General features: G+C 56.0%; 8 protein-coding genes. 7 read left to right on the top strand and 1 reads right to left on the bottom strand.

The features are described 5' to 3' along the window. Positions 1–51: 51 nt before the first annotated feature. Positions 52–1,404 (top strand): molecular chaperone, encoded by a 1,353-nt coding sequence (gene yegD / locus OGV52_RS22860; RefSeq protein WP_142417513.1) that lies wholly within the window; start codon positions 52–54, stop codon positions 1,402–1,404. A gap of 99 nt (positions 1,405–1,503) precedes the next feature. Here yegD and OGV52_RS22855 read toward each other — a convergent pair whose 3' ends face one another. Then, positions 1,504–1,563, bottom strand: coding sequence for a type I toxin-antitoxin system Ibs family toxin (locus OGV52_RS22855; protein ID WP_109017525.1), 60 nt, complete (start codon positions 1,561–1,563; stop codon positions 1,504–1,506). 279 nt (positions 1,564–1,842) lie between these two features. Between OGV52_RS22855 and OGV52_RS22850 the strand changes: the two genes are divergently transcribed. The 6 genes from OGV52_RS22850 to baeR are packed head-to-tail and all read left to right on the top strand — an operon-like array spanning position 1,843 to position 12,824. Next, entirely contained in the window at positions 1,843–3,090 is a 1,248-nt protein-coding gene (locus OGV52_RS22850) for an MdtA/MuxA family multidrug efflux RND transporter periplasmic adaptor subunit (RefSeq protein ID WP_235116872.1), read from the top strand. Further along, positions 3,090–6,212: an MdtB/MuxB family multidrug efflux RND transporter permease subunit gene (locus tag OGV52_RS22845; RefSeq protein ID WP_094761710.1), complete on the top strand. Its 3,123-nt coding sequence runs from the start codon at positions 3,090–3,092 to the stop codon at positions 6,210–6,212. The genes OGV52_RS22850 and OGV52_RS22845 overlap by 1 nt, the downstream gene beginning before the upstream one ends. Then, the gene (gene mdtC / locus OGV52_RS22840; RefSeq protein WP_047501037.1) at positions 6,213–9,293 is read left to right on the top strand and encodes a multidrug efflux RND transporter permease subunit MdtC; all 3,081 of its coding nucleotides are present in this window, start codon (positions 6,213–6,215) and stop codon (positions 9,291–9,293) included. Beyond that, positions 9,290–10,702 carry an MFS transporter gene (locus OGV52_RS22835; RefSeq protein WP_287109207.1) on the top strand — a complete coding sequence of 471 codons (1,413 nt, stop codon included), beginning with the start codon at positions 9,290–9,292 and terminating at the stop codon, positions 10,700–10,702. Before mdtC ends, OGV52_RS22835 begins: the two co-directional genes overlap by 4 nt. After that, a complete protein-coding gene (baeS, locus tag OGV52_RS22830) occupies positions 10,702–12,105 on the top strand; it encodes an envelope stress sensor histidine kinase BaeS (protein ID WP_016153606.1) in 1,404 nt (467 codons plus the stop codon). Before OGV52_RS22835 ends, baeS begins: the two co-directional genes overlap by 1 nt. Continuing rightward, positions 12,102–12,824 carry an envelope stress response regulator BaeR gene (baeR, locus tag OGV52_RS22825; protein WP_019077149.1) on the top strand — a complete coding sequence of 241 codons (723 nt, stop codon included), beginning with the start codon at positions 12,102–12,104 and terminating at the stop codon, positions 12,822–12,824. Before baeS ends, baeR begins: the two co-directional genes overlap by 4 nt. Positions 12,825–12,954: the final 130 nt, after the last annotated feature.

Genomic DNA, 12,954 nt, shown 5'->3' with positions numbered 1-12,954 from the left:
AACATTTCGTTAAAGTCACGCCCCTTCTTCACTGGCATGGGGATTTTTACGGTGTTTATTGGTTTTGACTACGGTACGGCAAACTGTTCAGTGGCCGTTATGCGTGACGGGCAGCCTCACCTGCTCAAAATGGAAAATAACAGCACGCTTCTGCCTTCAATGCTGTGCGCGCCAACGCGCGAAGCGGTCAGCGAGTGGCTGTATCGCCATCACGACATCCCAACCACGGACGACGAAACGCAGGCGCTGCTTCGCCGCGCGATGCGCTATAACCGCGAAGAAGACATCGACGTTAACGCCAACAGCGTGCAGTTCGGTCTGGCATCGCTGGGTCAATATATTGAAGACCCGGAAGAGGTGTACTTCGTTAAATCGCCAAAATCATTTTTGGGTGCCAGCGGTCTGAAGCCGCAGCAGGTTGCGCTGTTTGAAGATCTGGTCTGCGCGATGATGCTGCACATCCGCAACCAGGCACAAAATCAGTTGCCGGAAGCCATCACCCAGGCCGTTATTGGTCGTCCCATCAACTTCCAGGGGTTAGGGGGCGATGATGCCAACGCCCAGGCGCAGGGTATTCTTGAACGTGCGGCCAAACGCGCCGGTTTTCAGGATGTCGTCTTCCAGTACGAGCCGGTAGCGGCTGGTCTGGATTACGAAGCCACACTGCAGGAAGAAAAACGCGTGCTGGTGGTGGATATTGGCGGGGGTACAACCGACTGTTCACTGCTGCTGATGGGGCCGCAATGGCATCAGCGCGCCGATCGCGAAAACAGCCTGCTGGGGCATAGCGGCTGCCGCGTTGGCGGGAACGATCTGGATATTGCGCTGGCGTTTAAACATCTGATGCCGCTGCTCGGTATGGGGGGAGAAACGGAAAAAGGGATCGCCTTACCTATTCTGCCCTGGTGGAACGCGGTCGCGATCAACGATGTTCCCGCGCAAAGTGACTTCTACAGTAGCGCCAACGGTCGCTTGCTCAACGATCTTGTCCGCGACGCGAAAGAAGCCGATAAAGTCGCCCTACTGCTTAAAGTCTGGCGCGAGCGTCTGAGCTATCGCCTGGTGCGCAGCGCAGAAGAGAGCAAAATCGCGCTCTCCGATCAGACCATTGTGACGGCGGCGATACCGTTTATCAGCAACACGCTGGCAACCGATATCAGTCAACACGGGCTGGAAGCTGCGCTCAATCAGCCCCTGGCGCGCATTCTGGAGCAGGTTCAACTGGCGCTTGAAAACGCGCAGGAAAAACCGGACGTGATTTACCTGACCGGCGGTAGCGCGCGTTCGCCGCTGATTAAAAAAGCCCTCACCCAGCAACTTCCCGGGATTCCGATCGCGGGGGGCGATGATTTCGGTTCCGTTACTGCCGGACTGGCCCGCTGGGCTGACGTTGTTTTCCGCTAAGCGGCTCGCATGCTGAAAAGTACGTGTATTGACATCACCATTGCTGTGGCTTAATTTCAGGAGTGAGGGTTAGGGAGGGCTTCCCCTCCTCCAGGTGTCTTAGTAAGCCGGTAAGCTAATCACTAAGAGTATCACCAGGATGATGACCTGCTTCATCATAACCCTTTCCCTATTTTGGCCCCTTCCTCGGGAGGGGCTTTTCCGTTCCAGCGTCCCGCTGAAATCTCTGGCTTTCCTCCTTTTTGCCTTGTCAGCACTCTAACGCACAATCACGTATTCGCTATCTTCACCACCGATTGTTGCGTAACGCTTCGCAAAGCCGCATCGGCATTCAGACGAATCCCGACAGTGTTTCATAATTCCTCCATTTTTCTCCCTTGTTCGCTGGCTAAACTAGTATCATTCCGCGAATCGTTTCAGGATGAGAAACTTATAACAATGAAAGGCAGTAAAAAATCCCGCTGGGTGATAGCAATCGCGATCGTTGTGGCCACTGTCGCCGCCATCTGGTTCTGGCAAAGCCGTAACGACGCCCAGGAAAACGCACCGGGCGCGACCAAACCAGCGCAGCACACCCCAGGTTCGGGACGGCGTGGAATGCGCTCCGGGCCGTTGGCTCCCGTTCAGGCTGCCACCGCCGCCATGGAAGCCGTTCCGCGTTACCTGACAGGACTGGGTACCATTACTGCCGCAAATACCGCCACGGTACGTAGCCGGGTGGATGGTCAGCTCATTGCCTTACACTTCGAGGAAGGACAGCAGGTAAAAGCCGGCGACCTGCTGGCAGAGATAGATCCCAGCCAGTTCAAAGTTGCTCTGGCTCAGGCGCAGGGACAACTGGCAAAAGATAAAGCCACGCTGGCAAATGCCCGTCGCGACCTTGCCCGCTATCAACAGCTGGTGAAAACTAATCTGGTCTCCCGCCAGGAGCTGGATGCCCAGCAGGCGCTGGTAAATGAAACATTAGGGACAATCAAAGCCGATGAAGCCAGCGTCGCCAGCGCCCAATTGCAGCTTGACTGGAGCCGGATAACCGCGCCTGTAGAGGGGCGTGTCGGTCTGAAGCAGGTCGACGTCGGTAACCAAATTTCCAGCGGCGATACCACCGGAATCGTCGTCATTACGCAAACCCATCCTATCGACCTGATATTCACCTTGCCTGAAAACGACATTGCCACCGTGTTGCGGGCGCAAAAATCGGGGACTCCGTTAAAGGTCGAAGCCTGGGACCGAACCAATTCGCAAAAACTGAGCGAAGGCGTCCTGCTCAGTCTCGACAATCAGATTGATGCCACGACCGGAACCATCAAAGTTAAAGCCCGTTTTGACAATCAGGATGATGCTTTATTCCCTAACCAGTTCGTTAACGCCCGCATGCTGGTCGACACGGAACAAAACGCCGTGGTGATCCCAACGGCCGCCCTGCAGATGGGCAATGAGGGCCATTTTGTCTGGGTGCTGAACAGCGAGAATAAAGTGAGCAAACATCTGGTTAAACCAGGTATTCAGGATAGCCAAAAAGTAGTGATCGCCGCCGGGTTGTCCGCAGGTGATCGGGTCGTAACCGACGGTATTGACCGCCTGACGGAAGGCGCAAAAGTAGAAGTTGTAGAGGCGCATGACGCCTCAGTTCAGGACGAGAAAACTGCGCCCCGCGGATACGGCAAAAAAGGAGCTAACTCCTGATGCAGGTGTTACCTCCGCACAACACAGGCGGGCCATCACGCCTGTTTATTCTGCGACCTGTCGCCACCACGCTGCTGATGGTCGCGATTTTGCTTGCCGGTATTATCGGTTATCGTTTCCTGCCGATCGCTGCCTTACCGGAAGTCGATTACCCCACGATTCAGGTCGTTACGCTGTACCCTGGCGCCAGCCCGGACGTCATGACCTCGGCGGTAACCGCACCGCTTGAGCGTCAGTTCGGACAGATGTCCGGCTTAAAACAGATGTCCTCGCAAAGTTCCGGCGGCGCATCGGTCGTCACGTTGCAGTTTCAACTGACACTCCCGCTGGATGTTGCCGAGCAGGAAGTTCAGGCGGCGATTAACGCCGCCACCAATTTATTACCGGGCGATCTGCCCAATCCGCCGGTCTACAGCAAGGTAAACCCGGCAGATCCACCGATCATGACGCTGGCGGTCACGTCCAGCGCCATGCCGATGACGCAGGTGGAAGATATGGTCGAAACCCGCGTCGCGCAGAAAATCTCTCAGGTTTCCGGTGTCGGTCTGGTAACACTTTCCGGCGGGCAACGACCGGCGGTCCGCGTGAAGCTTAACGCACAGGCTATTGCCGCACTCGGTCTGACCAGCGAAACCATCCGTACAGCCATTACCGGGGCTAACGTCAATTCGGCAAAAGGGAGTCTTGATGGCCCAACGCGTGCTGTCACCCTTTCCGCCAACGACCAGATGCAGTCCGCAGACGAATATCGCCAGCTCATCGTGGCCTATAAAAACGGTGCGCCGGTTCGTCTGGGCGATGTCGCCACCGTCGAACAAGGGGCAGAAAATAGCTGGCTGGGCGCATGGGCCAATAAGCAACAAGCCATTGTAATGAATGTTCAGCGCCAGCCTGGGGCGAACATCATCTCCACGGCAGACAGTATCCGTCAAATGCTGCCGCAGCTCACCGAAAGCCTGCCCAAATCAGTTAAGGTCAGCGTGCTTTCGGATCGTACGACCAATATTCGTGCCTCCGTTGCAGACACCCAGTTTGAGCTAATGCTGGCGATTGCGCTGGTGGTGATGATCATCTACCTGTTCCTGCGCAATATTCCGGCGACGATTATTCCTGCGGTCGCCGTTCCATTGTCGCTCATCGGTACTTTCGCGGTGATGGTATTTCTTGATTTCTCCATCAATAACCTGACCCTAATGGCGCTAACCATCGCGACAGGATTCGTAGTGGATGACGCTATCGTGGTTATCGAGAATATTTCACGCTATATCGAAAAAGGCGAAAAACCGCTGACTGCCGCCCTGAAGGGGGCTGGTGAGATTGGTTTTACCATCATCTCTCTGACATTTTCGCTAATCGCCGTGCTGATCCCGCTGTTGTTTATGGGTGATATCGTTGGCCGATTATTCCGCGAGTTTGCCGTTACGCTGGCCGTGGCAATTCTGATTTCCGCCGTCGTCTCGCTCACCCTCACGCCGATGATGTGCGCGCGCATGCTTAATCAGGCCTCGTTGCGCAAGCAAAACCGCTTCTCCCGCGCCTCGGAGCGTATGTTCGATCGCGTCATTGCCGGGTACGGTCACTGGCTGGCAAAAGTGCTGAACCATCCGTGGCTCACGCTGGGCGTGGCGCTCGGCACGCTGGCACTGAGCGTTATGTTATGGGTCTTTATCCCCAAAGGATTCTTCCCGATCCAGGACAACGGTATCATCCAGGGTACGCTGCAGGCGCCGCAGTCCAGTTCATTTGCCAGCATGGCCCAGCGCCAGCGCCAGGTTTCCGATGTCATCCTTCGAGATCCGGCGGTAGAGAGCCTGACCGCTTTTGTCGGCGTGGATGGTACTAATCCGGCATTAAACAGCGCGCGTCTGCAAATCAACCTTAAGCCGCTGGACGATCGCGACGATCGCGTGCAGAAAGTGATCGCACGCCTACAGGACGCGGTTGACAGAGTACCCGGCGTTGATCTCTATCTTCAGCCCACCCAGGACCTGACGATTGATACCCAGGTCAGCCGGACGCAATATCAGTTTACGCTGCAAGCAACGTCCCTTGATGCCCTCAGCACCTGGGTTCCACAGCTGTTAGAAAAACTACACCAGCTACCGCAACTGTCCGATGTCAGTAGCGACTGGCAGGACAAAGGGCTGGTGGCGTATGTGAACGTCAATCGCGATAGCGCCAGCCGTTTAGGCATCAGCATGGCGGATGTCGATAACGCCCTGTACAACGCCTTCGGCCAGCGACTGATTTCAACCATCTACACCCAGGCCAACCAGTATCGCGTCGTGTTGGAACATGACACCAATAGTACGCCGGGGCTTGCTGCACTGGACACTATCCGTCTGACCAGCAGCGACGGCGGCGTGGTTCCGCTTAGCGCAATCGCCAGCATTGAACAGCGTTTCGCTCCGCTGTCGATTAACCACCTCGATCAGTTCCCGGTCACCACCATCTCGTTCAACGTACCGGACGGTCATTCGCTGGGCGATGCGGTGCAGGCAATTCTGGATGCCGAAAAAACGCTCAATCTGCCAGCAAATATTACCACCCAGTTCCAGGGCAGTACGCTCGCTTTCCAGGCCGCACTGGGTAATACCATCTGGTTGATTGTGGCTGCGGTTGTCGCGATGTATATCGTCCTCGGCGTGCTGTATGAGAGCTTTATTCACCCGATTACCATTCTCTCCACGCTACCCACGGCGGGCGTCGGCGCCCTCCTGGCGTTAATGATTGCCGGCAGTGAACTGGACGTCATCGCGATTATCGGCATTATTTTGCTCATCGGTATCGTCAAGAAAAACGCCATCATGATGATCGACTTCGCCCTTGCCGCGGAGCGCGAACAGGGCATGACCCCACGCGACGCTATTTTCCAGGCCTGTCTGCTGCGTTTTCGCCCGATTCTGATGACTACGCTGGCGGCACTGCTCGGCGCGTTGCCGCTGATGTTAAGTACCGGCGTGGGGGCCGAATTACGTCGTCCATTAGGAATTGGTATGGTCGGCGGTCTGCTGGTAAGCCAGGTATTAACCCTGTTTACCACCCCGGTGATTTATCTGCTGTTTGACCGCCTGTCGCTGTACGTGAAAAGCCGCTTCCCGCGTCAGGAAGAGGAAGCGTAGATGAAATTTTTCGCGCTTTTCATTCATCGTCCGGTGGCGACCATTCTCATTTCGGTGGCCATCACCCTGTGCGGGATACTGGGCTTTCGTCTGCTGCCGGTAGCTCCGCTGCCGCAGGTGGATTTCCCGGTGATCATGGTCAGCGCATCATTACCCGGCGCTTCCCCTGAAACGATGGCGTCTTCGGTAGCCACCCCGCTGGAGCGCTCACTGGGGCGCATCGCGGGCGTGAACGAAATGACCTCGAGCAGTTCCCTTGGCAGTACGCGCATTATTCTTGAATTCAAATTCGACCGTGACATCAATGGCGCGGCGCGGGATGTTCAGGCCGCGATTAACGCAGCGCAAAGCCTGCTACCCAGCGGCATGCCAAGCCGCCCCACGTACCGCAAAGCCAACCCTTCCGATGCGCCAATCATGATCCTGACGCTCACGTCGGACACTTACTCGCAGGGTGAGCTGTACGATTTCGCATCAACCCAATTAGCACAGACCATCGCGCAAATCGACGGCGTGGGTGACGTCGACGTTGGGGGCAGCTCTCTGCCTGCCGTGCGCGTAGGGCTTAACCCGCAAGCGCTGTTTAATCAGGGCGTGTCGCTGGACGACGTGCGTAGCGCGATTGCTAACGCCAATGTACGTAAGCCGCAGGGAGCCATCGAGAATGATACCCACCGCTGGCAGGTACAAACCAACGATGAGCTGAAAACCGCCGCCGAGTACCAGCCGATTATCATCCACTACAATAACGGCGCTGCGGTGCGGCTGGGCGATGTTGCGTCTGTGAGCGACTCGGTGCAGGACGTACGTAACGCGGGGATGACCAACGCTAAACCGGCTATCCTGCTGATGATCCGCAAGCTGCCAGAAGCCAATATTATTCAGACGGTAGACAGCATTCGGGCCAAATTACCGGAGTTACAAACGCTGGTCCCGGCCGCCATCGATCTGCAAATTGCCCAGGACCGTTCACCGACCATTCGCGCCTCGCTGGAGGAAGTCGAACAGACGCTGATTATCTCCGTTGCGCTGGTTATTCTGGTGGTCTTTGTTTTCCTGCGCTCCGGGCGCGCGACCCTGATCCCTGCGGTAGCGGTTCCGGTCTCGCTGATCGGTACCTTTGCCGCCATGTATCTGTGCGGATTCAGCCTGAACAACCTGTCATTAATGGCGTTGACCATTGCCACGGGATTTGTCGTTGATGACGCGATCGTGGTGCTGGAAAATATTGCCCGCCACCTTGAAGCGGGAATGAAGCCACTGCAGGCGGCGCTACAAGGTACGCGCGAAGTGGGATTCACGGTGCTCTCAATGAGCCTGTCGCTGGTAGCGGTGTTCCTCCCGCTGCTGTTAATGGGCGGATTGCCTGGGCGCTTGCTGCGCGAATTTGCCGTCACGCTGTCAGTTGCTATCGGTATCTCGTTGCTGGTGTCGCTGACATTAACACCAATGATGTGTGGCTGGATGCTCAAATCCAGCGCCCCGCGTGAACAGTCTCGTAAACGCGGTTTTGGTCGTGTGCTGGTGGCACTGCAACAGAGTTACGGCACTTCGCTTAAATGGGTGCTGCGCCATACGCGACTGGTTGGCGTGGTGTTACTTGGCACCATTGCGCTGAATATCTGGCTTTATATTTCCATCCCCAAAACCTTCTTCCCGGAGCAGGATACGGGCGTGTTGATGGGGGGGATTCAGGCCGACCAGAGCATCTCTTTCCAGGCGATGCGCGGCAAACTGCAGGACTTTATGAAGATCATCCGCGACGACCCGGCGGTGAATAACGTCACCGGTTTTACCGGCGGTTCCCGGGTTAACAGCGGGATGATGTTTATCACCCTCAAGCCACGCGATGAGCGCGGTGAAACCGCTCAGCAGGTGATCGACCGCCTGCGCGTCGCGCTTGCAAAAGAGCCTGGCGCGAATCTGTTTCTGATGGCGGTGCAGGATATTCGCGTCGGCGGTCGCCAGGCCAATGCCAGCTATCAATACACATTGCTTTCCGACGATCTGGCGGCACTGCGCGAGTGGGAGCCGAAGATCCGTAAGGCGCTTGCCGCCCTGCCCCAACTGGCGGATGTCAACTCCGATCAGCAGGACAATGGCGCGGAAATGAACCTGGTCTACGATCGCGACACCATGTCTCGTCTGGGGATCGACGTTGCAGCCGCTAACAGCCTGTTGAACAACGCTTTTGGACAACGGCAAATTTCAACTATTTATCAACCGATGAACCAGTACAAAGTGGTGATGGAGGTCGATCGACGTTACACCCAGGACATCAGCGCGCTGGATAAAATGTTCGTCATCAACAATGAAGGTAAGGCAATCCCGCTATCGTACTTTGCCAAATGGCAACCGGCGAATGCCCCGCTGTCGGTAAACCATCAGGGCTTGTCCGCTGCCTCAACCGTGTCGTTTAACCTGCCAACAGGTTCTTCACTGTCTGAGGCGACAGAGGCTATCAACAGAACCATGACCCAGCTCGGCGTCCCCTCCACGGTTCGCGGTAGCTTTGCCGGCACGGCCCAGGTATTTCAGGACACCATGAACTCACAGGTGATCCTGATTATCGCCGCCATCGCCACGGTCTATATCGTTCTGGGTATGCTGTATGAAAGCTATGTTCATCCCCTGACCATTCTCTCCACGCTACCTTCAGCTGGCGTCGGGGCTTTGCTGGCGCTGGAGCTGTTCAATGCCCCGTTCAGCCTAATCGCACTGATAGGGATAATGCTATTAATTGGCATTGTGAAGAAAAATGCCATCATGATGGTCGATTTTGCGCTGGAAGCGCAGAGAAACGGCAAGCTGCAGCCAGAAGAAGCCATTTTCCAGGCCTGCCTGCTGCGCTTTCGCCCAATCATGATGACCACGCTGGCGGCGTTGTTTGGCGCGCTGCCGCTGGTGTTATCCGCCGGGGATGGCTCCGAACTACGTCAACCTTTGGGGATAACCATTGTCGGCGGGCTGGTCGTGAGTCAACTCCTGACGCTGTACACCACGCCCGTGGTCTATCTCTTTTTCGACCGTCTGCGTCTGCGTTTTTCGCGTAAAAACAGCAAACCGGTAGCAGAGTTATGACAGAACTTCCCGACAGCACCCGCTGGCAGCTTTGGATTGTGGCATTCGGCTTTTTTATGCAGTCGCTGGATACCACCATCGTGAATACTGCGCTTCCCTCGATGGCGGCAAGCCTCGGGGAAAGCCCGTTACACATGCATATGGTCATTGTGTCATATGTTTTAACCGTTGCCGTGATGCTGCCCGCCAGCGGATGGCTGGCGGACAAAGTTGGCGTGCGTAATATCTTCTTCACCGCCATCATCCTGTTTACGCTTGGCTCGCTGTTTTGCGCCGGGTCTAGCACACTCAACGAGCTGGTGATAGCGCGCGTCTTACAAGGCATTGGCGGTGCGATGATGGTGCCGGTCGGCAGGCTAACGGTGATGAAAATCGTCCCGCGTGAGCAATATATGGCGGCGATGACGTTTGTCACATTGCCCGGTCAGATTGGCCCGCTACTCGGACCGGCGTTAGGCGGTATTCTGGTTGAGTACGCCTCCTGGCACTGGATATTTTTGATTAACATTCCGGTTGGCATTGTCGGCGCGATAGCGACGTTAATGCTGATGCCCAACTACACCATGCAAACCCGACGCTTCGATCTCTTCGGATTTGCGATGCTGGCAGTCGGCATGGCGGTACTGACGCTGGCGCTTGATGGCAGTAAAGGAACCGGCATCTCCAGTCTCTCGCTGGCAGCGTTGGTTATCTGCGGAGTGCTGGCTATTGCGCTGTATCTGAAACACGCCCATCGTAATCCACGCGCGCTGTTCAGCCTGAATCTGTTTCGCACACCGACCTTCTCGCTGGGTCTTTTCGGCAGTTTTGCCGGACGCATCGGTAGCGGTATGCTGCCGTTTATGACGCCGGTGTTTTTACAAATAGGCCTCGGTTTTTCCCCCTTTCATGCCGGGCTGATGATGATCCCGATGGTACTCGGCAGTATGGGCATGAAGCGCATTGTGGTGCAGGTCGTTAACCGCTTTGGCTACCGTCGCGTACTGGTCGCTACAACGCTTGGCCTGTCGCTGGTCAGTCTGCTGCTGATGACCACCGCGCTGCTCGACTGGTATTACGCCCTGCCCTTCGTACTGTTCTTACAGGGAATGGTCAACTCAACGCGCTTTTCATCCATGAACACCCTGACGTTAAAAGACCTGCCTGACGATCTCGCCAGCAGTGGTAACAGCCTGCTGTCAATGATCATGCAGCTGTCGATGAGTATCGGGGTGACCATCGCGGGACTGCTGCTAGGCATGTTCGGTCAGCAGCATAGCGTCATCGACAGCGGAAGTACGCATACCGTCTTTATGTATACCTGGCTGTGCATCGCATTCATTATCGCGCTGCCCGCCATTATTTTTGCCCGCGTGCCGAACGACACGCAAACCAACGCGGTGATTTCACGGCGCAAGAGGAGCACCTGATGAAGTTCTGGCGGCCCGGTATCACCGGCAAACTGTTTCTGGCGATTTTCGCCACCTGCATCGTATTGCTGATCAGCATGCACTGGGCCGTACGCATAAGCTTCGAACGCGGTTTTATTGACTATATCAAGCACGGTAACGAACAGCGGCTGCAAATGCTCAGCGACGCATTAAGCGAGCAGTATGAACAGCACGGCAACTGGCGATTCTTACGCAATAACGATCGGTTTGTTTTTCAGATCCTGCGCTCTTTTGAACACGACAACGACGATGATAAACCCGGCCCCGGCATGCCGCCGCACGGCTGGCGTACGCAGTTTTGGGTTGTCGACCAAAATGCCCGCGTGCTGGTCGGTCCGCGTGCTCCGGTTCCCCGTGACGGTATGCGCCATCCGATCCGCGTCAACGGTAGCGAAGTCGGTGCCGTGATTGCCTCTCCCGTGGAACGCTTAACGCGCAATACGGATATCAATTTCGACATGCAGCAAAGGCGTTCCAGTTGGCTCATCGTCGCGCTCTCCACGATCCTGGCGGCGCTGGCAACGTTTACGCTGGCGCGCAGCCTGCTGGCCCCGGTCAAGCGGTTGGTAGAAGGCACGCACAAACTGGCGGCTGGCGATTTCACCACTCGCGTTGCGCCGACCAGTACGGATGAACTGGGCAAGCTGGCGCAGGACTTCAACCAGCTTGCCAGTACGCTGGAAAAAAACCAGCAGATGCGTCGTGACTTTATGGCCGATATTTCTCACGAACTGCGTACGCCGTTAGCGGTGTTGCGCGGTGAACTGGAGGCCATTCAGGATGGCGTACGCCAGTTCACCCCTGACTCTGTTGCCTCTTTGCAGGCTGAAGTGGGTACGCTCACCAAGCTGGTGGACGATCTGCATCAGCTCTCCATGTCCGATGAAGGCGCGCTGGCCTACCAGAAAACATCGCTGGATCTCATCCCCCTGTTGGAAGTGGCAAGTGGCGCATTTCGTGAACGCTTTGCCAGCCGTGGACTGACGATACAACTTTCACTCCCGGACAGCATGACGGTATTTGGCGACAGGGATCGTCTGATGCAGTTGTTCAACAATCTGCTGGAAAACAGTCTGCGCTACACCGACAGCGGCGGCGGGCTGCACATCAGCGCCGAACAACGCGAGCGTATGGTTTTATTAACCTTCGCTGATTCCGCTCCCGGCGTAAGTGACGACCAGTTACAGAAGCTGTTTGAACGCTTTTATCGCACCGAAGGCTCGCGTAACCGTGCCAGCGGTGGTTCCGGGCTGGGGCTGGCAATTTGCGTCAATATCGTACAGGCGCATAATGGTCTGATTCGCGCCGCCCATTCGCCTTTTGGCGGGGTTAGCATTACAGTAACATTACCGCTGGAACGCGATTTACAGAGAGATGTATGACTGAGTTACCCATTGATGAAAACACGCCGCGTATTCTGATCGTGGAAGACGAGCCCAAGCTGGGGCAACTGCTTATCGACTACCTGCGCGCGGCAAGCTACGCTCCTACGCTCATCAGCCACGGCGATCTGGTTCTTCCTTACGTGCGTCAGACGCCGCCCGATCTGATCTTGTTGGATCTGATGCTGCCTGGTACCGACGGCCTGACTCTGTGCCGGGAAATCCGCCGATTCTCTGAAGTCCCCATCATGATGGTAACCGCCAAGATAGAAGAAATTGATCGCCTGCTGGGGCTGGAGATCGGTGCGGATGATTATATTTGCAAACCCTACAGCCCGCGTGAAGTTGTTGCTCGCGTGAAGACGATTCTGCGCCGTTGCAAGCCGCAGCGCGAACTGCAACAGATGGATGCTGACAGCCCGTTGATCGTCGATGAAGGTCGTTTTCAGGCGTCCTGGCGTGGGAAAATGCTCGACTTAACGCCTGCTGAATTTCGCTTACTCAAAACGCTGTCGCATGAACCGGGAAAAGTGTTCTCCCGTGAACAGTTGCTCAATCATCTCTATGACGATTACCGTGTCGTTACCGACCGAACCATCGACAGCCATATTAAGAACCTGCGACGCAAGCTGGAATCGCTGGATGCGGAGCAGTCGTTTATCCGCGCGGTCTATGGCGTAGGGTATCGCTGGGAAGCCGACGCCTGTCGGATTGCGTAAACACTCCCGTCCTGCAGGACTCCGCGGCTTCGTGGAGTCCTGTTGACTAGCAACTCTCCAAATATCGCTCATACTCTTTGTGGCAACACTGTCGTCAATAACTGTTTGATATAAAACTTTAATCAAGGAG

The organism is Citrobacter sp. Cb041 (assembly GCF_030336655.1).
Classification (GTDB): domain Bacteria; phylum Pseudomonadota; class Gammaproteobacteria; order Enterobacterales; family Enterobacteriaceae; genus Citrobacter; species Citrobacter braakii.
This window is presented reverse-complemented; position numbering and strand designations above follow the sequence as displayed.

Bases quoted from the DNA above. Each gene is read 5' to 3' on its own strand.
- OGV52_RS22850 (WP_235116872.1), top strand. From the start codon at position 1,843: ATGAAAGGCAGTAAAAAATCCCGCTGGGTGATAGCAATCGCGATCGTT.
- OGV52_RS22845 (WP_094761710.1), top strand. From the start codon at position 3,090: ATGCAGGTGTTACCTCCGCACAACACAGGCGGGCCATCACGCCTGTTT.
- mdtC (WP_047501037.1), top strand. From the start codon at position 6,213: ATGAAATTTTTCGCGCTTTTCATTCATCGTCCGGTGGCGACCATTCTC.
- OGV52_RS22835 (WP_287109207.1), top strand. From the start codon at position 9,290: ATGACAGAACTTCCCGACAGCACCCGCTGGCAGCTTTGGATTGTGGCA.
- baeS (WP_016153606.1), top strand. From the start codon at position 10,702: ATGAAGTTCTGGCGGCCCGGTATCACCGGCAAACTGTTTCTGGCGATT.
- baeR (WP_019077149.1), top strand. From the start codon at position 12,102: ATGACTGAGTTACCCATTGATGAAAACACGCCGCGTATTCTGATCGTG.